Origin of the sequence: Kluyvera intermedia, assembly GCF_034424175.1 — a bacterium.
Lineage (GTDB): Bacteria > Pseudomonadota > Gammaproteobacteria > Enterobacterales > Enterobacteriaceae > Kluyvera > Kluyvera intermedia.
Window position 1 is genome coordinate 1423557 of the sequence record NZ_CP139986.1, and the last position, 17733, is coordinate 1441289.

At 53.0% G+C, this 17733-nt stretch carries 17 protein-coding genes; 10 read left to right on the plus strand and 7 right to left on the minus strand.

Features of this window, described 5'->3' with window-relative positions; genetic code table 11:
* The first annotated feature begins 39 nt into the window (after positions 1–39).
* The 4 genes from U0026_RS06860 to U0026_RS06875 all read left to right on the plus strand — a co-directional run bounded on the left by U0026_RS06860 (position 40) and on the right by U0026_RS06875 (position 4455).
* Positions 40–1470 carry a 6-phospho-beta-glucosidase gene (locus tag U0026_RS06860; protein WP_062774468.1) on the plus strand — a complete coding sequence of 477 codons (1431 nt, stop codon included), beginning with the start codon at positions 40–42 and terminating at the stop codon, positions 1468–1470.
* A 186-nt stretch (positions 1471–1656) separates the two neighbouring features.
* Positions 1657–2283 (plus strand): uracil phosphoribosyltransferase, encoded by a 627-nt coding sequence (gene upp, locus U0026_RS06865; protein ID WP_062774466.1) that lies wholly within the window; start codon positions 1657–1659, stop codon positions 2281–2283.
* An 85-nt stretch (positions 2284–2368) separates the two neighbouring features.
* Positions 2369–3658, plus strand: a complete 1290-nt coding sequence (gene uraA, locus U0026_RS06870; RefSeq protein WP_062774464.1) for a uracil permease — start codon at positions 2369–2371, stop codon at positions 3656–3658.
* 95 nt (positions 3659–3753) lie between these two features.
* Positions 3754–4455, plus strand: coding sequence for a DnaA inactivator Hda (locus U0026_RS06875; RefSeq protein ID WP_073971108.1), 702 nt, complete (start codon positions 3754–3756; stop codon positions 4453–4455).
* A gap of 141 nt (positions 4456–4596) precedes the next feature.
* Here U0026_RS06875 and U0026_RS06880 read toward each other — a convergent pair whose 3' ends face one another.
* Genes U0026_RS06880 through celB form a run of 3 tightly spaced genes read right to left on the minus strand, consistent with a single transcriptional unit; the run spans position 4597 to position 8331 of the window.
* A complete protein-coding gene (locus U0026_RS06880; protein WP_062774622.1) occupies positions 4597–6054 on the minus strand; it encodes a leucyl aminopeptidase family protein in 1458 nt (485 codons plus the stop codon).
* A gap of 3 nt (positions 6055–6057) precedes the next feature.
* Positions 6058–7011, minus strand: coding sequence for a N(4)-(beta-N-acetylglucosaminyl)-L-asparaginase (locus U0026_RS06885; RefSeq protein WP_062774460.1), 954 nt, complete (start codon positions 7009–7011; stop codon positions 6058–6060).
* A 3-nt stretch (positions 7012–7014) separates the two neighbouring features.
* Positions 7015–8331 carry a PTS cellobiose transporter subunit IIC gene (celB, locus tag U0026_RS06890; RefSeq protein ID WP_062774458.1) on the minus strand — a complete coding sequence of 439 codons (1317 nt, stop codon included), beginning with the start codon at positions 8329–8331 and terminating at the stop codon, positions 7015–7017.
* A 164-nt stretch (positions 8332–8495) separates the two neighbouring features.
* Here celB and U0026_RS06895 point away from each other — a divergent pair, with 164 nt between their 5' ends.
* Positions 8496–9362, plus strand: a complete 867-nt coding sequence (locus U0026_RS06895) for a helix-turn-helix domain-containing protein (RefSeq protein ID WP_062774456.1) — start codon at positions 8496–8498, stop codon at positions 9360–9362.
* Here U0026_RS06895 and arsC read toward each other — a convergent pair.
* A complete protein-coding gene (arsC, locus tag U0026_RS06900) occupies positions 9359–9718 on the minus strand; it encodes an arsenate reductase (glutaredoxin) (protein ID WP_062774454.1) in 360 nt (119 codons plus the stop codon). The genes U0026_RS06895 and arsC overlap by 4 nt on opposite strands.
* An 11-nt stretch (positions 9719–9729) precedes the next feature.
* Entirely contained in the window at positions 9730–11193 is a 1464-nt protein-coding gene (gene bepA / locus U0026_RS06905; RefSeq protein ID WP_062774452.1) for a beta-barrel assembly-enhancing protease, read from the minus strand.
* Positions 11194–11408: 215 nt separating this feature from the next.
* Between bepA and U0026_RS06910 the strand changes: the two genes are divergently transcribed.
* On the plus strand, positions 11409–12482 hold the full coding sequence (locus U0026_RS06910; protein ID WP_062774449.1) for an AI-2E family transporter: 1074 nt from the start codon (positions 11409–11411) through the stop codon (positions 12480–12482).
* Between the two features lie 140 nt (positions 12483–12622).
* On the opposite strand, the gene bcp is transcribed toward U0026_RS06910, so the two are convergent.
* Both bcp and U0026_RS06920 read right to left on the minus strand, forming a co-directional pair.
* A complete protein-coding gene (bcp, locus tag U0026_RS06915; protein WP_062774446.1) occupies positions 12623–13093 on the minus strand; it encodes a thioredoxin-dependent thiol peroxidase in 471 nt (156 codons plus the stop codon).
* Complete coding sequence (locus U0026_RS06920) at positions 13093–13665, minus strand: glycine cleavage system transcriptional repressor (protein WP_062774444.1); 573 nt, start codon at positions 13663–13665, stop codon at positions 13093–13095. Before U0026_RS06920 ends, bcp begins: the two co-directional genes overlap by 1 nt.
* A 154-nt stretch (positions 13666–13819) precedes the next feature.
* Here U0026_RS06920 and dapA point away from each other — a divergent pair, with 154 nt between their 5' ends.
* The 4 genes from dapA (at position 13820) to ypfJ (ending at position 17718) form a co-directional block, all read left to right on the plus strand.
* Positions 13820–14698 carry a 4-hydroxy-tetrahydrodipicolinate synthase gene (gene dapA, locus U0026_RS06925; protein WP_062774442.1) on the plus strand — a complete coding sequence of 293 codons (879 nt, stop codon included), beginning with the start codon at positions 13820–13822 and terminating at the stop codon, positions 14696–14698.
* A 16-nt stretch (positions 14699–14714) separates the two neighbouring features.
* Positions 14715–15749: an outer membrane protein assembly factor BamC gene (gene bamC / locus U0026_RS06930; protein WP_062774440.1), complete on the plus strand. Its 1035-nt coding sequence runs from the start codon at positions 14715–14717 to the stop codon at positions 15747–15749.
* Between the two features lie 108 nt (positions 15750–15857).
* Positions 15858–16571 (plus strand): phosphoribosylaminoimidazolesuccinocarboxamide synthase, encoded by a 714-nt coding sequence (gene purC, locus U0026_RS06935; protein ID WP_062774438.1) that lies wholly within the window; start codon positions 15858–15860, stop codon positions 16569–16571.
* Between the two features lie 277 nt (positions 16572–16848).
* On the plus strand, positions 16849–17718 hold the full coding sequence (gene ypfJ, locus U0026_RS06940; RefSeq protein WP_062774436.1) for a KPN_02809 family neutral zinc metallopeptidase: 870 nt from the start codon (positions 16849–16851) through the stop codon (positions 17716–17718).
* Positions 17719–17733 lie beyond the last annotated feature (15 nt).

Below are 17733 nucleotides of genomic sequence, written 5' to 3' on the forward strand. Positions count from 1 at the left end.
TACTCTCAGCGATAACTAACTGATTAACGAGGGAAAGATATGACTGGATTTAAAGCTGGATTTCTCTGGGGCGGCGCGGTTGCAGCGCATCAACTCGAAGGCGGTTGGCAGGAAGGCGGAAAGGGCGCAAGCGTGGCGGATGTGATGACCGCTGGCGCACATGGCGTTCCGCGTGAAATCACCAACGGCGTGTTGCCAGGGAAAAACTACCCAAATCACGAAGCTATCGATTTTTACCATCGTTACAAAGACGACCTGAAACTGTTCGCTGAGATGGGCTATAAATGTTTCCGTACCTCAATTGCCTGGACGCGTATTTTCCCTAACGGCGACGAACTGACCCCGAATGAAGCCGGGCTACAGTTCTATGACGATCTGTTTGACGAGTGTCTGAAGCTCGGTATCGAGCCGGTGATTACGTTATCTCACTTCGAGATGCCTTATCACCTGGTCACCGAATATGGCGGTTGGCGCAACCGTAAGTTGATTGAGTTCTTCGTTCGCTTCGCGGAAGTGGTGTTCACCCGCTATCAGCACAAAGTGAAGTACTGGATGACGTTTAACGAAATTAACAACCAGGCTAACTTCCACGAAGACTTTGCGCCGTTTACTAACTCCGGGCTTAAGTACGCGCCGGGTGAAGACCGTGAGCCGGTGATGTACCAGGCTGCGCACTACGAACTGGTCGCGAGTGCCCTGGCAGTGAAAATTGGGCATGAAATCAACCCACAACTGCAAATTGGCTGCATGATCGCCATGTGTCCGATTTATCCTCTGAGCTGTGCACCAAACGATATGATGATGGCGATGAATGCGATGCACCGCCGCTACTGGTTTACGGATGTTCATGTGCGTGGCAAATACCCGCAGCATCTGCTGAACTACTTCGAACGTCGTGGATTCGAGCTCGATATCACTGAAGAAGATCGTCAGGCGCTGGCTGAGGGCTGTGTCGACTATATCGGTTTTAGCTACTACATGTCGTTTGCCACCAAAGCCACTGCGGACAATCCTCAGCTTGATTACGATGAAACCACCAGCCTTGTTTCCAACCCGTATGTCCAAAAATCCGATTGGGGCTGGCAGATTGACCCGGTTGGCCTGCGATACTCGCTAAACTGGTTCTATGACCACTATCAGTTACCGCTATTTATTGTCGAAAACGGTTTTGGCGCGATTGATGTGCAGGAGAGCGACGGTACGGTGAACGATCAGTATCGTATCGACTATCTTGCGGCACACATTGCTGAAATGAAAAAAGCGGTAGTAGAAGACGGTGTTGATCTGATGGGCTACACCCCGTGGGGCTGTATCGACCTGGTTTCTGCCGGTACCGGTGAAATGAAAAAACGTTACGGCTTTATTTATGTTGATAAAGATAACGAAGGTAACGGTACGCTTGCCCGCAGCCGCAAAAAATCTTTTGCCTGGTATCAAAAGGTGATTGCGACCAATGGAAGTGAGTTATAACTTGCTGAATAATTAAAATAAAACCCCGCGAGTCGGGGTTTATTTTTATCCTGACTTATACTGTTTGCAGTCCCGTTCGCCGCTTTGCTTGATCCTGGTCAATCAACATGGGTATGGCGCAGTCGAAAAAAAGCGGTATAATCCGGCGATTTTTTTTGTGGCTGCCCCATTCAAAGGAGAAAGAGAATGAAGATTGTGGAAGTTAAACACCCACTCGTCAAACACAAGCTGGGCCTGATGCGCGAGAACGACATCAGCACCAAACGCTTCCGTGAACTCGCCTCCGAAGTGGGCAGCTTGCTGACTTATGAAGCCACCGCCGGTCTGGAAACCGAAAAAGTGACTATCGAAGGCTGGAACGGCCCGGTAGAAATCGACCAGATCAAAGGCAAGAAAATTACCGTTGTGCCAATCCTGCGTGCGGGCCTGGGCATGATGGACGGCGTACTGGAAAACGTGCCAAGTGCACGTATCAGCGTCGTGGGTATGTACCGTGACGAAGAGACGTTTGAGCCGGTACCGTACTTCCAGAAACTGGTTTCCAACATTGATGAGCGCATGGCGCTGATCGTTGACCCGATGCTGGCCACCGGTGGTTCCGTTATCGCGACCATCGACCTGCTGAAAAAAGCGGGCTGCACCAGCATTAAGGTGCTGGTTCTGGTAGCGGCACCGGAAGGTATCGCGGCGCTGGAAAAAGCGCACCCGGACATTGAGCTGTACACGGCGTCAATTGACCAGGGCCTCAACGAGCACGGATACATTATTCCGGGCCTCGGCGATGCCGGCGATAAGATTTTTGGTACCAAGTAAACGAAAAAATAAAAAGAGCCGACTTTGAAAGTCGGCTTTTTTTTGAATAAAAAACTGGGCTAATAACACAACAGAGGAAAACACCATGACGCGCCGTGCCATTGGGGTCAGTGAAAGACCGCCACTTTTACAGACTATCCCGCTTAGCTTGCAGCATTTATTCGCCATGTTTGGCGCAACCGTGCTGGTACCGGTTCTGTTCCATATTAACCCGGCTACCGTGCTGTTGTTTAATGGCCTCGGAACGCTGCTGTACCTCTTTATCTGTAAAGGTAAAATCCCGGCTTATCTGGGTTCCAGCTTTGCGTTTATCTCTCCGGTGCTGCTGCTGTTACCGTTGGGATACGAAGTGGCGCTGGGCGGCTTTATTATGTGTGGCGTGCTGTTCTGTATCGTCTCTTTTATCGTGAAGAAAGCGGGTACCGGCTGGCTTGACGTGATGTTTCCACCGGCGGCAATGGGCGCTATCGTTGCCGTGATTGGTCTGGAGCTGGCGGGTGTTGCGGCGAATATGGCCGGTCTGCTGCCACCTGATGGTCAGTCTGCGGATACAAAGACCATCATCATTTCGCTGGTCACGCTGGGCGTTACCGTCTTCGGTTCCGTGCTGTTCCGCGGCTTCCTGGCAATTATCCCCATCCTTATCGGTGTACTGGTCGGCTATGCGCTCTCCTTCGTGATGGGCGTGGTTGATACTTCACCCATTGCCGAGGCGCACTGGTTTGCGCTGCCAACTTTCTACACGCCGCGTTTTGAATGGTTTGCTATCTTCACCATTCTGCCAGCGGCGCTGGTGGTTATTGCCGAGCACGTCGGTCACCTGGTGGTGACGGCAAACATTGTGAAGAAGGATTTGATTCGTGATCCAGGTCTGCATCGTTCGATGTTTGCCAACGGACTTTCTACTATCATTTCCGGTTTCTTTGGCTCAACGCCAAACACCACGTACGGCGAGAACATCGGCGTTATGGCGATTACCCGCGTATACAGCACCTGGGTTATCGGCGGGGCGGCGATCATCGCGATTCTGCTCTCCTGCGTTGGCAAGCTGGCGGCGGCGATCCAGATTATCCCACTGCCGGTAATGGGCGGTGTTTCTCTGCTGCTGTACGGCGTGATCGGGGCATCCGGTATTCGCGTGCTGATCGAATCGAAAGTGGATTACAGCAAAGCGCAAAATCTGATCCTGACGTCCGTTATCCTGATTATCGGTGTGAGCGGTGCCAAAGTGCACATTGGTGCTGCTGAACTCAAAGGAATGGCATTAGCGACGATCGTCGGTATCTGTCTCTCCCTGGTGTTTAAGCTGATAAGCGTACTGCGCCCGGAAGAAGATGTTCTGGATGCTGAAGAAAGCGATCAAACCTCCCATTGATCCTCTGACCGGGCGGGATCGCCGCCCGGTTCTCTCCTCGCTAATTTCTGTGGTAAACTCTTTTCGATTTTTCGTAAGCCCATGTTGAGGTCTCTCTGAACGCACCGGCACAGCTCTCTTTGCCACTGTATCTTCCCGATGATGAAACTTTCTCAAGTTTCTGGCCGGGTGATAACCCTTCTTTACTTGCAGCCGTGCAAAATGTACTGCGGCAGGATCACAGCGGATACATCTATATCTGGTCACGTGAAGGTGCCGGGCGCAGCCATTTGCTGCATGCAGCCTGTGCTGAACTTTCCCAGCGCGGTGATGCGGTAGGCTACGTTCCACTGGATAAGCGGACCTGGTTTGTGCCGGAAGTGCTGGAAGGGATGGAGCAACTTTCTCTGGTCTGTATCGATAATATCGAGTGTGTTGCCGGTGATGAAATGTGGGAGATGGCGATCTTTAATCTCTATAACCGCATTCTTGAGTCGGGCAATACGCGTCTTCTGATCACCGGCGATCGTCCGCCACGCCAGCTGAATCTCGGTTTGCCGGATCTGGCTTCGCGCCTGGATTGGGGGCAAATTTACAAACTTCAGCCGCTTTCCGATGAAGATAAACTCCAGGCGCTACAGCTGCGTGCGCGACTGCGCGGGTTCGAGATGCCGGAAGATGTTTGCCGCTTCCTGCTAAAACGCCTGGATCGTGAAATGCGCACCCTGTTCTTAACGCTTGATCAGCTGGATCACGCCTCGATTACCGCCCAGCGCAAGCTGACCATTCCGTTTGTAAAAGAAATCCTCAAGCTCTAGCGCCCTCCCGGCGGCGCTGCGCTTGGCCGGGCTACCCGTAAAAATGTATCCCCGATGACGTTGTGCCTCGTCCGGGCTACCCGTAAAAATGTATCCTGATGATGTTGTGCCTCGCACCGATTCCGGGATGTGCTCCAGAACCTACGCTCCAGTGTCCAAATCATTCAGCAGATGCTGCATCAGCAGCGGAATCGGTCTTCCCGATGCCACGCTTTTCCCTCCCTCGCGCCACAATGCCGTACCGCTGATATCGAGATGTGCCCACGGAATATTCTCCGGACAAAAATGATGCAGCAACCATGCCGCAGAAGCACTAATAGCAGCATTATTGGTCGGCGTATTACACAAATCGGCAATGGCGCTTTCCGTTTGCTTTTTAAGGCGCGCATCCAGCGGCAACGACCATACCTCATCACCGCTCTGCTCGCCGGCAGCGGTCAGCGCACAGCGTAAAGCATTATCCTGGGTCATTAACCCACTCAACTCGTAGCCCAGTGCTTTAACCACTGCACCCGTCAACGTTGCTAAATCAATGATATAACGAGTTTTAGGGTGACGTTGGCTGGCCCAGGCGATGGCGTCGGACAGCACCAGTCGACCTTCTGCATCAGTGTTATTGATTTCGACCGTCATGCCATTACAAGCGCGCGCTACGCTGCCGGGCTGCATCGCATCCGGGCCGATAGCATTTTCCGCCAGCGCCAGTACGCCCATGACCCGCACCGGCAGGCCAAGCTCAGCGATGCTCAGCATCAGGCCGAGGACGTTTGCCGCGCCACACATGTCATATTTCATGGTGTACATGCCTGCGCCTTCTTTTAGCCACAGGCCACCGGTATCAAAGGTCACGCCTTTACCGACGTAGCTACGCACCGGGCCGCTGCTTGCACCATCGTAATGAATGGCTAACAGGCGTGGAGGGCGAGTCGAGCCTTTGCCGACCGCATGCAGCAGACCAAGACCCTGCTCAACGATGGCATTTTCATCCAGCACTTCGCAGCGCAGGGAAGAGAAATTGGCGCACAGGCGCTGAGCTTCGTCCACGACAAACTGCGGCGTACAGTGTTCAGAGGGAATATCAGCCAGACGGCGCGCGGCAATCATCCCGTTGGCGATGGCCTGCTGTTGGCTGAATAATGTCTCCAGCCGCGCGGATTCGCTCTTCGCACAGTAGGCATTGATTTGCGCCAGACGTGTGATGTGGTTAGGTGATTTTTTTAGCCCGAGATCCGTCAACCTATGCGCCTGATTGAAGAGGAAGCGCAGGGTTTTTGCCAGCACGGTGTCATGAATACGGGTACAGTCCAGCAGAACGTCGTTGCAAGCGGGTGTGGCAAGTAGCGGGCGAAGCGCGTCAAGAAGCGAATCAGTCAGGCTGTCCTGCCAGGCATCGAGCGGAACCACGGTAATACGTGCAAACGGCTCGCAGCCAAAGCACGTATCCGCCAGCGTCCCCTGTTCGGCATGCGCCGTCATTTCGGCAATCAGCGGGTTATCGCGCAATGGTTTTTCCAAAAGCAGGGCGCTGCCGGGGAAGGTAATTAAATGGTTCTGTTTCAATTCACTGGCAAGCGTCGTGATTAAACGGTAGTTAATCATCATTTACTCCTCGATAGGCGCACGAATGCGGTCGGCATAGGCCTGCATCCAGGCGTCGTCCACCGGTTGATAATGGGTCTTCTCTTTGACACGTTCGGCGCAAAATACCGTCAGCGGCTGGGTGGCAGTGGCAACAACAAAAGAGAACGTTTTGATGTTGGTTGCTGCGCCAAATTCGCCTTTGCGGTTCATGCAGACGACGGACAGATCGCCCGCGCGACCAAAGCGAGACATTAGCTTATCTTCCAGTTCGTACACCACTGAATCTGCCGCCTGCTGTGGAGTCATGCCTTGTTCCATTCGGCGGACGATTTCATAGCTGGTGCAGCCTTTCATCAGGTCTTCGCCAACGCCGGTCGCGGTTGCTGCGCCAATCTCGCTGTCACAGTAGAAACCAGAACCGATAATCGGCGAGTCTCCCAGGCGACCGCGCTTTTTCATAAACAGGCCGCTCGTCGAAGTGGCGACGCTCATCGAGCCTTGTTTATCCAGCGCGATAACGCCGACGGTGTCGTGCCCGTCATACGGACTTAGCCCCTTATCCAGCGTCTCGCGACAGCGCTTACGATAGTGCTGCATCGCCCGTTCGGTGAGCATTTTTTTATCGCCAAATCCCTGACTTAGTGCCCATTCGCGCGCTCCCTGACCGACCAGCAGCGAGTTATAGCGCTGGCGACCCAGCGCATGAGCCACCTTCACCGGGTTAGCAATATCGACCAGATTTCCCACCGCACCAAAGGCCAGCGTGTCGCCGTCCATCCAGGCTGCATCCAGTTCGACCTCGCCGTTCTCGGTGGGCAGGCCGCCATAACCGACCGATTTGTAGAATGGAAAATCTTCGACAGCGACCACCGCATCAACGACCGATGTTGCCGCCACGTCGCCTGCGGCAAGTGCCGTAGCCGAGTCACTCACCCCTTCCAGCGCCATACGCCAGGTTGCAATTATTCCCCACATCTCTTACTCCTGCTTTGCTAGCGTATTGGATCCCTGAGCTTCACTGATTTCTGCCGCACGATACTGCTTGTCGAGAATGCGCATAAACGGCAGATATAACATCGCGCCAATCAGTAGATTAAGTATTTGCATCACGCTGCCGGAAATATGCCCGGTAACGATAAACCCGCTGATAACAGGCGGTAGCGTCCACGGGATAAACACGCCAGTGGTTACTGCTACCATGCCGATTTTCATCGCCACATACTGAATAGTGACCAGCACCAGCGGTACCAGATTGAATGGGATCAGCATGATGGGGTTCATAATCACCGGCAAGCCGAACAGCACCGGTTCGTTAATGTTAAAGACCGATGCTCCTGCACCAAGGCGTGCCACTTCGCGCATGCTCTTACTGCGGGCAAAAATCAGCATGGCGATGACCAGTGATAATGTGGCACCAGCTCCGCCCATCCAAATCATGTCGAAGAACTGCTCGGTAATAATATGGGGTGGGGTAACGCCGGCTTGAATGGCGGCGATGTTATCGGTCTGGTTTTCCATCCACAGTGGACGAATGATGCCGTTGACCATCGATCCGGAGTTAATCCCGACCGACCACAAAATGGTGATGCTAAATACCGTCATCAGTGCGCCGAAATACGAGGTACCGAAGTGGCGAACCGGTGTGGCGACGACTTCATAGATGAACTGGTGGATGGTCTGGTAGTGGGTATTTTCAAATCCGATGCGAATGGCCAGGACGATAATCATCACGACGAGCGCCGGGATCAGCGCTGCAAAAGACTCTTGTACCGCAGGCGGCACGCCATCTGGCATTTTGATCACCAGCTTTTTCTTTTTAAGCCAGCAAAACAGCTCGGTCCAGAGCAGTGAACCAATCATGGCGACAAATAACCCTTTGGTGCCAATCCATTCAACGGGCATAACGGTAATGCCGCCGTTTTCCGCCACCTTCATAAACGGCGTCAGGATCAGAAAACTGACCAGCGCCAGAATGCCGCATGAGAGGCGATCGCCCTCGTAATGCTCTGCTAGACGGTAGGCGACGAGGAAGCTGATAAAGAGCGACATCGTTGAGAATACGGCGTTAAACGGAATTTCCACGATGGCGCTCCAGTTAGCACCAAAGCTGTGAGACATAAATTGTTGATAGCTCTGATTCGGGAACGACGAAATGACCAGCAGGATAGAGCCAACGATGATGAAAGGCATAAAGGAGACGTATGCACCGCGAATGGCACCAAGATGACGTTGCTGTGCGGTTTTCGCGGCAATCGGCATCAGTTTCTCTTCTAAAAATCCCAGAACATTGTTCATTGTGAACTCCGTAAAAGATTAACGGACATTGTGTGTGTTATGTAATAGAAAACGACGAAAGGATTATCGAAGAAAGGTTATGGCGGAAAGGTGAAACGGGTCACAACGTCCCGACTTAACCTATATAAATCTCATATGATTAGTTATTTGTTTAAAGGGTTTTTATGGAAATTAAGCTGCACGCCAATGCAACGACAACGCCCAGAGTCCGGAAGTATTTGCAGGAGTCCGATAAGAGTGACCGTGAATTGGCGCGTGAATTGGGGATCTCTGTGACAACGGTACGCCGCTGGCGTAATCGAGAACAGACCGTTGACCGTAGTACGACGCCAGTAGTGGTACACAAAGCAATGAGACAAGAACAAATTGTGTTGATTAATGCCCTGCGGGATATTCTGCGCGCTCCGCTCGACGACTTGTTGTTTATAGTGGTGGAGGGGCTTGAGATCCCGCTATCCCGTGCGACGCTAAGCCGCTACCTGAAGCCTTCTTATCATCGGGCGGAGAGCGAGCTGCCGTGTGGTAAAAAGGCGCTGAAAGCGGGCGTTAAACCGCAAACGCTCACGTTGCACTATCGCTTCTTGTCACTGCATATGAACGATGATGGCGACCATCATTTGCTGTGGGCTCAGGAACCGGTCAGCGGTTGGTGTGCTGCACGAGTCTACTCCGGTATGTCACCTTCATTAGTCGTGAACTGGCTGGATGAAGTGCTGGCGCAGTTCCCGGGTGATGTTCAATCTGTTGAGATAAAAAGCGATGAATGGATAAACGATATCCTGATTGATGCGTTAACCCACCGGCTGGTGGAGCGGAGCATTCAGGGGCGAGCGTCGCGTATAGTCAATAAACGGTTGGCGGTGCAGGTGACGTTACCGCTGGTGGACATTATCCCGGCTGCGCGGTTTTGTACGCCGGATGCCCTGGCGGTCAGGCTGTGCACTATTTTTAATACGGGGAAGGAGCAGAAAAAACTGGGGAATATGACGCCGCAGGCTTTTTTACAAGCGCTGCGGCCACAACGCTCTTAACGAACAATATCCAGAACCTGCTCCGGCGGACGGCCAATGCGCGCCTGGCCGTTGCTGACCACGATCGGGCGCTCAATCAGCTTCGGATTGTCCACCATCGCCTGAATTAACGCCTCTTCGCTGAGCTGGCTGTCGCTAAGATTGAGTTCCTTATACAGATCCTCTTTCTGGCGCATCAGCTCGCGAGCGCTGTTCATGCCAAGCATCGTCAGCAGTTTGCGCAAGGTCGCGGAATCCGGTGGTGTTTCCAGATAAAGCACGACGTCTGGATCGATGCCGTTATCCTTTAAAAGGCTCAAGGTTTCGCGGCTCTTTGAGCAGCGTGGATTATGGTAGATGGTGACCGAATCCGTCATAGTCTCTCCTGTTACATTTTTTGATAAGGGCGGAAGCGTTCTTGCAACTGGCGCAACTGGTCAATTCGCGCATCGTAGCGCGCCTGTTGCAGGCTGCGTAATTTCACCTGTGCGCTGGCGGCGCTCAGCAGGGAAATAGCCTGGTCGAGTCTTCCCACCAGCGCCATATTTTCCGCGCGAGCGGCCAATTCCTGGTCGCGGTTGCCCAGCTTTGATTCCGCCTGAGCCAGTAAATCCCAGCCGTTGGTGTCGTCTTTGTTATTAAACGTATAGCGGTTCAGAATCGTCGCAGCTTCCCCGGCCTGACCGGCTTCCAGCAGGGCATTGGCGAGGTTTAACTGTAGTACTGGATTGGTACGCAGCTCACGGGCATTCTTCAACCGGCTAATCGCCTCATTGGTTTTGTTCTGCCCGAGATCAATATCGGTCGCCAGGTCAAGAAACCAGGCATTTTGCGGCTCAGCGCTCAGCAGAGGCTGGAGTTGCTTGCTGGCTTCGACGTAATTTTTCGCCTCCATTGCCAACAACGCACGGCCATATTGCGCGGCATGCTGCTCGCGAACATTGCCTTTCGACCAGTTATCGAGCAGGTCGGTACCAAGCTGATTTTTCCCGGAGTTATACATGCCGAGCGTACGCGCTTTGGCAAAGTAGAAGTCTGCGGAGGATTGCACCACCACCGGGCGCATCTGGTTAGCGCGGTTACGCGCATCCGACAAACGACTCTCCGGCAATGGGTGAGTCAGCAGCATTTCTGGCGGACGTGATGAATAGCGAGACTGATCGAGCAACTTTTCCATAAAGGCTGGCATCGCCTGCGGGTCAAACCCCGAGCGTTGCAGTACCTGGATCCCGATGCGGTCTGCCTCTTCCTCATTCTGACGGGTGAAGCTGATGATGCCCTGTTGGGTACCCGCAAGCGTACCGCTCAGTGCAGCCATACCGGCCTGCGGGCTTGCCATCGCCAGCAAGATTGAACCCAACGCACCTACCCACGTCAATGGGGCGTTACGCTTCTGGTCTTCCATCGCGCGCGCCAGGTGACGTTGGGTGACGTGCGAAATTTCGTGCGCCATCACCGACGCCAGCTGGCTTTCGGTATCAGAATAACGGAACAATGCCGAGTGCAGCACCACGTTACCGCCGAAGAAGGCGAAGGCGTTGATATCATCGTTATTGATCAGATAGAAGTGAAACGGAGTTCGAACAGAATAGGCGTGCGAGACCAGTCGCATACCCAGTGAATTAATGTACTGGACCAGCAACGGGTCATTTATCAGCGGTGCGCTGCCGCGCAGTTGTCGAACATAGTAATCCCCCATCTGCAGCTCCTGACCGATGGAGAGCGTGCTTCCTGCGGATGTGCCCATATCCGGCAGATTATCCGCTGAGTCTGCAAACGCAGGCGCAATCTGGCCGAGCGCAAGTGTCGCAATAAGGGATGCCAACAGCGTTTTTTTCAACTGCCTGAACATAACCTCTGTCCTGTAATGTGGGATGTGCCTGTTTTGACCAACAGCATACCGTTACGTTCCGTAATGGGCTGCTTAGCGAGTGTATCTATCTGCTTACTTATTGAAAATGATAATCGCGCGATTGCCGGGATAATTATAAAAAGCGAAGTCTTTTTTGTGACATTTAGATACACTTCACGTTCTGTATGAAAGCACAGGCTTCAGGGAATAGATTTATGCTCGAGATGTTAATGCAGTGGTACCGTCGCCGATTTAGCGACCCCGAAGCGATTGCCCTGCTGGTGATTCTGGTAGCTGGTTTTTGCATTTTATTTTTCTTCAGCGGCCTGCTGGCGCCGCTGCTGGTGGCCCTGGTCTTAGCGTATCTGCTGGAGTGGCCGACTGTACGCCTTGAGCGGTTAGGCTGGTCGAGAACCTGGGCGACCAGCGTGGTCATGGTGTTGTTTATCGGTATTTTGCTGCTGATGTCATTTGTGGTGATGCCGATTGCCTGGCAGCAGGGGATTAATCTGATCCACGATATGCCAGGCATGCTCAATAAATTGTCGGATTTTGCCGCCACTTTGCCACGTCGTTACCCGGCGTTGATGGATGCTGGCATTATTGATGCGATGGCCGAGAACATGCGCAGCCGAATGCTGACCATGGGCGACTCGGTAGTAAAATATTCCGTTGCTTCGCTGATGGGGCTGCTGACGCTCGCCGTCTATCTGGTTCTGGTGCCGCTGATGGTCTTTTTCCTCGTCAAAGATAAAGAGCAGATGCTCAACGCCGTTCGTCGCGTTCTGCCGCGTAACCGTGGGTTGGCGGGGCAGGTGTGGAAAGAGATGAACCAGCAGATCACCAACTATATTCGTGGCAAGGTACTGGAGATGATTGTCGTCGGTATCGCCACCTGGCTCGGCTTCCTGATGTTCGGCCTTAACTACTCGCTGTTGCTGGCAGTACTGGTCGGAATATCGGTATTGATTCCTTATATCGGCGCATTTGTGGTGACCATTCCGGTCGTTTGTGTGGCGCTGTTCCAGTTTGGACTCGGGACTGAGTTCTGGAGCCTGTTTGTGGTGTATCTGATAATCCAGGGGCTGGATGGTAATTTGCTGGTGCCGGTGCTGTTTTCAGAGGCCGTTAACTTGCATCCGCTGGTGATTATTCTGTCGGTGGTGATTTTTGGCGGGCTGTGGGGATTCTGGGGTGTCTTCTTTGCCATTCCACTGGCAACGTTGGTTAAAGCGGTGGTTCACGCCTGGCCGGACGGTTTAGTTACGCAAGAGGAAGTGCAAAATTGACGAGGTTTCCCGGCGTCGCGGCGCTTGGCCTTGTTACCTACGTACGTAGGCCGGATAAGGCAAAGCCGACATCCGGCAATGTGCGCGGTTAGGCCTGATGGCGCGTAGCTTATCAGGCCTACACATTATCTACTTATCGATTAGGCGTTAGCTTGTAGCCAGCCCAGTACGATATCGTGGTGATTACTGGTTTTGAAGTCATCAAACACATGTTCAATTTTACCGTCAGCATCCACCAGGAAGCTGGTACGGTGGATACCGTCATAGGTTTTACCCATGAACGTTTTTTCACCCCAGATACCAAACTGCTCACATACCTGATGATCTTCATCAGAAAGTAGCGTGAAGTTCAGCAGCTCTTTTTCGGCGAAACGGGAAAGTTTTTCTGGTTTGTCGGTGCTGATACCCAGCACTTCGACGCCCGCTTTTTTCAGCTCATCCATGTTGTCACGAAGGCCGCAAGCCTGAACGGTGCAGCCAGGGGTCATCGCTTTCGGGTAGAAATAGACCAGAACACGTTGTCCCTGGAAGTCGGTCAAATTTACTTGCTCGCCGTCTTGATCGGGCAAACTAAATTTCGGTGCGATATCACCGGCTTTCAGTGGGTTCATTACAAAGCTCCATCCTGTTCATCATGCTGTGAATAATTGATCACGTTTATACTGCCTTGCGCGCTCAATTCTGTACATAGGGCTTTGAACGCTTGCTCGATATTTGATGCATTTTTCGTAGCGGGGCTATGGGCGGTAATCTGGATGAACAACTGTGCCGCGCTTTCATCGGTACCCGGTTGAGTACGAGAAACCAGTTCAGCAATGTTCATTTCCCAGCTATCGAACAGCGCCGTAAAACGTTCGATAATGTGCGGGGAATCGGGGACTTCCACCTGAACCCACACGGTAGCAGGCATGGCTGGACGCGGTCGCGCGGTCGTGCGCTTCATCACAATCAATAAATCCAGCTCGGCTCCCTTTAGCGGCAGAGTGGATTCAATCAGGGTGATGGCGTTCCAGGTGCCGGAAAGCAGCATAATAAAAGTAAACTCATCCCCCAGCATGGCCAACCGACTGTCCTCGATGTTACAGCCGCAGCTGCTGACATGACGTGTAATCGTATTGACGATGCCGGAGCGATCCGCGCCCAGGGCTGTAATAACCAGATAGTGTTGTAATGAGGCTGTCAAACCTGTTCTTCCTTTAAAAAGGTGCGGTATACCCTAGGAAAGCATAAAAAAAACCGGCATACAACATTCTGAAGGCCCTCGGTCTATTGCTTTTATTACAAGACCAAACGTACCATTGAGATTCATGTCCGCACGTCAGCACAGAGGATGGCCCATGTTCACGGGAAGTATTGTAGCGCTTGTCACGCCGATGGATGAAAAAGGTAATGTCGACCGTTCAAGCCTGAAAAAACTGATTGATTACCATGTCACCAACGGAACCTCGGCGATTGTGTCGGTAGGAACTACCGGCGAATCCGCAACGCTCAGCCACGAAGAGCATGGCGACGTGGTAATGACCACGCTGGAACTGGCCGATGGCCGCATTCCAGTGATTGCTGGAACGGGCGCTAATGCGACCGCAGAGGCAATAAGCCTGACCCAGCGTTTTAACGATTCCGGCGTTGTCGGTTGCCTGACGGTGACCCCGTACTACAACCGTCCAACCCAGGAAGGCCTGTTCCAGCACTTCAAAGCGATTGCTGAGCATACTGACTTGCCACAAATCCTGTATAATGTGCCGTCACGTACCGGTTGCGATATGCTACCGGAAACCGTAGGTCGCCTTGCGAAAATCAAAAATATTATCGCGATTAAGGAAGCTACGGGGAACTTAAGTCGTGTTCATCAGATCAAAGAGCTGGTTTCAGACGACTTCATCCTGCTGAGCGGTGATGATGCTACCGGGCTGGACTTCATTCAGCTCGGTGGTCACGGCGTTATTTCAGTGACGGCGAACATTGCTGCACGTGATATGGCGGAAATGTGTAAGCTGGCGGCTGATGGCCAGTTCGCACAAGCGCGTATCATCAACCAGCGTTTGATGCCGTTGCATAATAAATTATTTGTCGAACCCAATCCGATCCCAGTGAAATGGGCATGTAAGGAGTTGGGACTTGTGGCGACCGATACCATGCGTTTGCCGATGACACCTATCACCGACCACGGTCGTGATGTAGTGGCATCCGCATTAAAGCATGCCGGTCTGCTGTAAAGTTTAGGGAGATTTGATGGCTTACTCAGTACAGAAGTCGCGCGTGGCGAAGGTTGCGGGTGTTTCACTGGTTCTACTGCTTGCAGCGTGTAGTTCCGACTCGCGCTATAAGCGCCAGGTGAGCGGTGATGAGTCCTATCTGGATGCCGCACCGTTAAGTGAACTTCATGCGCCTGCGGGCATGATCCTGCCGATTGAAAATGGCGACTACAACATTCCGGTCGCTAATGGCAGCAGTGCAGTAGGTAAAGCGCTGGACATTCGTCCGCCAGCTCAGCCATTGGCGCTGGTTTCCGGTGCGCGCACCCAGTTTACCGGCGACACCGCCATGCTGCTGGTTGAAAATAGCCGCAGCGGCTCCCTGTGGCCACAGGTCGTCAGCATCGTTCAGGCGAAGAACTACACCATCACCAAACGTGATGATGCGAGCCAAACGCTGACGACGGACTGGGTTGACTGGAATCGTCTTGACGAAGACCAGCAGTACCGTGGTCGTTATCAAATCTCCGTGCAGCCGCAGGGCTATCAGCAAGCGGTGATGGTGAAGTTGGTTAACCTTGAGCAAGCTGGCAAAGCGGTTGCCGATCGTGCCGCTTTGCAGCGCTACAGCGCTGAAATGCTCAACGTCATCTCTGCGGGTCTCGATAAGAACGCGACCGATGCGGCTAATGCCTCCCGAGGCACCGCTGGCGCGACGTTTGATGTGCAGAGCGCGTCTGACGATACCGGTCTGCCAATGCTGGTAGTTCGTGGGCCGTTCAACCAGGTATGGCAACGCCTGCCGGGTGCGCTTGAAAAAGTGGGCATGAAAGTGACCGACAGCACCCGTTCGCAGGGCAGCATTGCCGTAACTTACAAGCCGCTGTCTGACAGCAGCTGGAAAGACCTTGGCGCAAGCGATCCGGGTCTGGTTTCCGGTGACTACAAACTTCAGGTCGGCGATCTGGACAACCGTAGTAGCTTGCAGTTCATTGATCCAAAAGGTCATACGCTGACGCAGTCGCAAAATGATGCTCTGGTAGCCGTATTCCAGGCAGCATTAAGCAAGTAATTAAACAGGGCTGGAGCAATCCGGCCCTTTTTTCTGTATAGTGACGCAAACGTGTGCGTCGGCAGAAAAGCACAAATTTTTATCTTAATTCTCACTGGAGTGACAAAGATGCAAAAGCTAGCTGAGTTGTATCGTGGTAAAGCGAAAACCGTACACAGCACCGAAAACCCGGATCTGTTGGTACTCGAATTCCGTAACGATACGTCAGCAGGAGATGGCGCGCGCATTGAACAGTTCGATCGTAAAGGCATGGTGAACAACAAGTTTAACCATTTCATTATGAGCAAGCTGGCAGACGCGGGTATCCCGACCCAGATGGAAGCGTTGTTGTCCGATACCGAATGTCTGGTGAAAAAGCTGGATATGGTGCCGGTGGAGTGCGTGGTACGTAACCGTGCAGCCGGTTCGCTGGTGAAACGTTTAGGGATTGAAGAGGGCATTGAGCTGAATCCTCCGCTGTTTGACCTGTTCTTGAAAAACGATGCCATGCACGATCCAATGATTAACGAATCCTACTGCGAAACCTTCGGTTGGGTGAGCAAAGAGAATCTGGCACGTATGCAGGAGCTGACCTATAAGGCCAACGACGTGCTGAAAAAGCTGTTTGATGACGCCGGTCTTATCCTCGTCGATTTCAAACTGGAATTCGGTCTGTTTAAAGGCGAAGTGGTGCTGGGCGATGAATTCTCTCCAGACGGCAGCCGTCTGTGGGACAAAAAGACCATGGACAAAATGGACAAAGACCGTTTCCGTCAGAGCCTGGGCGGCCTGATTGAAGCCTACGAAGAAGTGGCGCACCGTTTAGGCGTGAAGCTGGACTAAACTTTTGTGCTTTCCCGGCGGCGCTGCGCTTGGCCGAGCTACATTCGATATTGTAGCCCGGCCAAGCGTATGCCGCCGGGGATGGGCTCCGTGCAACCCTGGGGTCGGAGTAAACGTACCATCCCATCACGCGCAGCCGGATCACAAAGTAGCCCGGCCAAGCGCAGCGCCGCCGGGAATGGGCTCCGTGCCACCCTCATTACATTTCCAGTGGTAATCCTTCCCGTAACCGCCTACGATCATACCAGTATATTAATAAGATAAGATCGAGGTAGTTATGCGTTGGCAAGGTCGTCGCGAAAGCGACAATGTAGAAGACCGGCGGAACAGTTCCCAATCCCCCATGTCAGGGCGCGGCCCAGGCTTTCGCATTCCCAGCGGCAAAGGTGGCATTATTCTGCTGATTGTCGTGCTGGTAGCGGGTTACTACGGGGTGGATTTAACCAGTCTGATGACCGGCGAGCCAATGAGCCAGCAGCAGTCCTCGCAGCGTGTCAGTAATCCAAATGATGACGAAGCCGCTAAGTTCACCTCGGTTGTCCTCGCCACAACGGAAGACACTTGGGCGCAGCAATTTAAGGAGATGGGGAAAACCTATCAGCCTCCGCGTCTGGTGATGTATCGCGGTGCAACGCGCACCGGCTGCGGTACAGGTCAATCAGTCATGGGGCCGTTCTACTGCCCAACCGATTCCACGGTCTATATTGATCTCTCTTTCTATGACGACATGAAAAGCAAACTCGGCGCAGGCGGTGATTTTGCTCAGGGTTATGTGATTGCCCACGAAGTGGGACACCACGTCCAGAAACTCCTCGGTATAGAGCCGAAAGTGCGCCAGATGCAACAGAACGCTTCCGAGGCAGAAGTGAACCGACTGTCCGTACGTATGGAACTGCAGGCCGACTGCTTTGCAGGCGTCTGGGGTCATAACATGCAAAAACAGGGCATTCTTGAAGCGGGCGACCTTGAAGAAGCGTTGAACGCAGCCCAGGCTATCGGTGACGATCGCCTGCAACAGCAAAGTCAGGGCCGCGTGGTACCGGATAGCTTTACCCACGGCACCTCACAGCAACGTTACACCTGGCTGAAACGTGGCTTTGATAGTGGCGACCCAGCCCAGTGTAATACCTTCAGCAAATCACTCTGACTTGATGTCTTACGC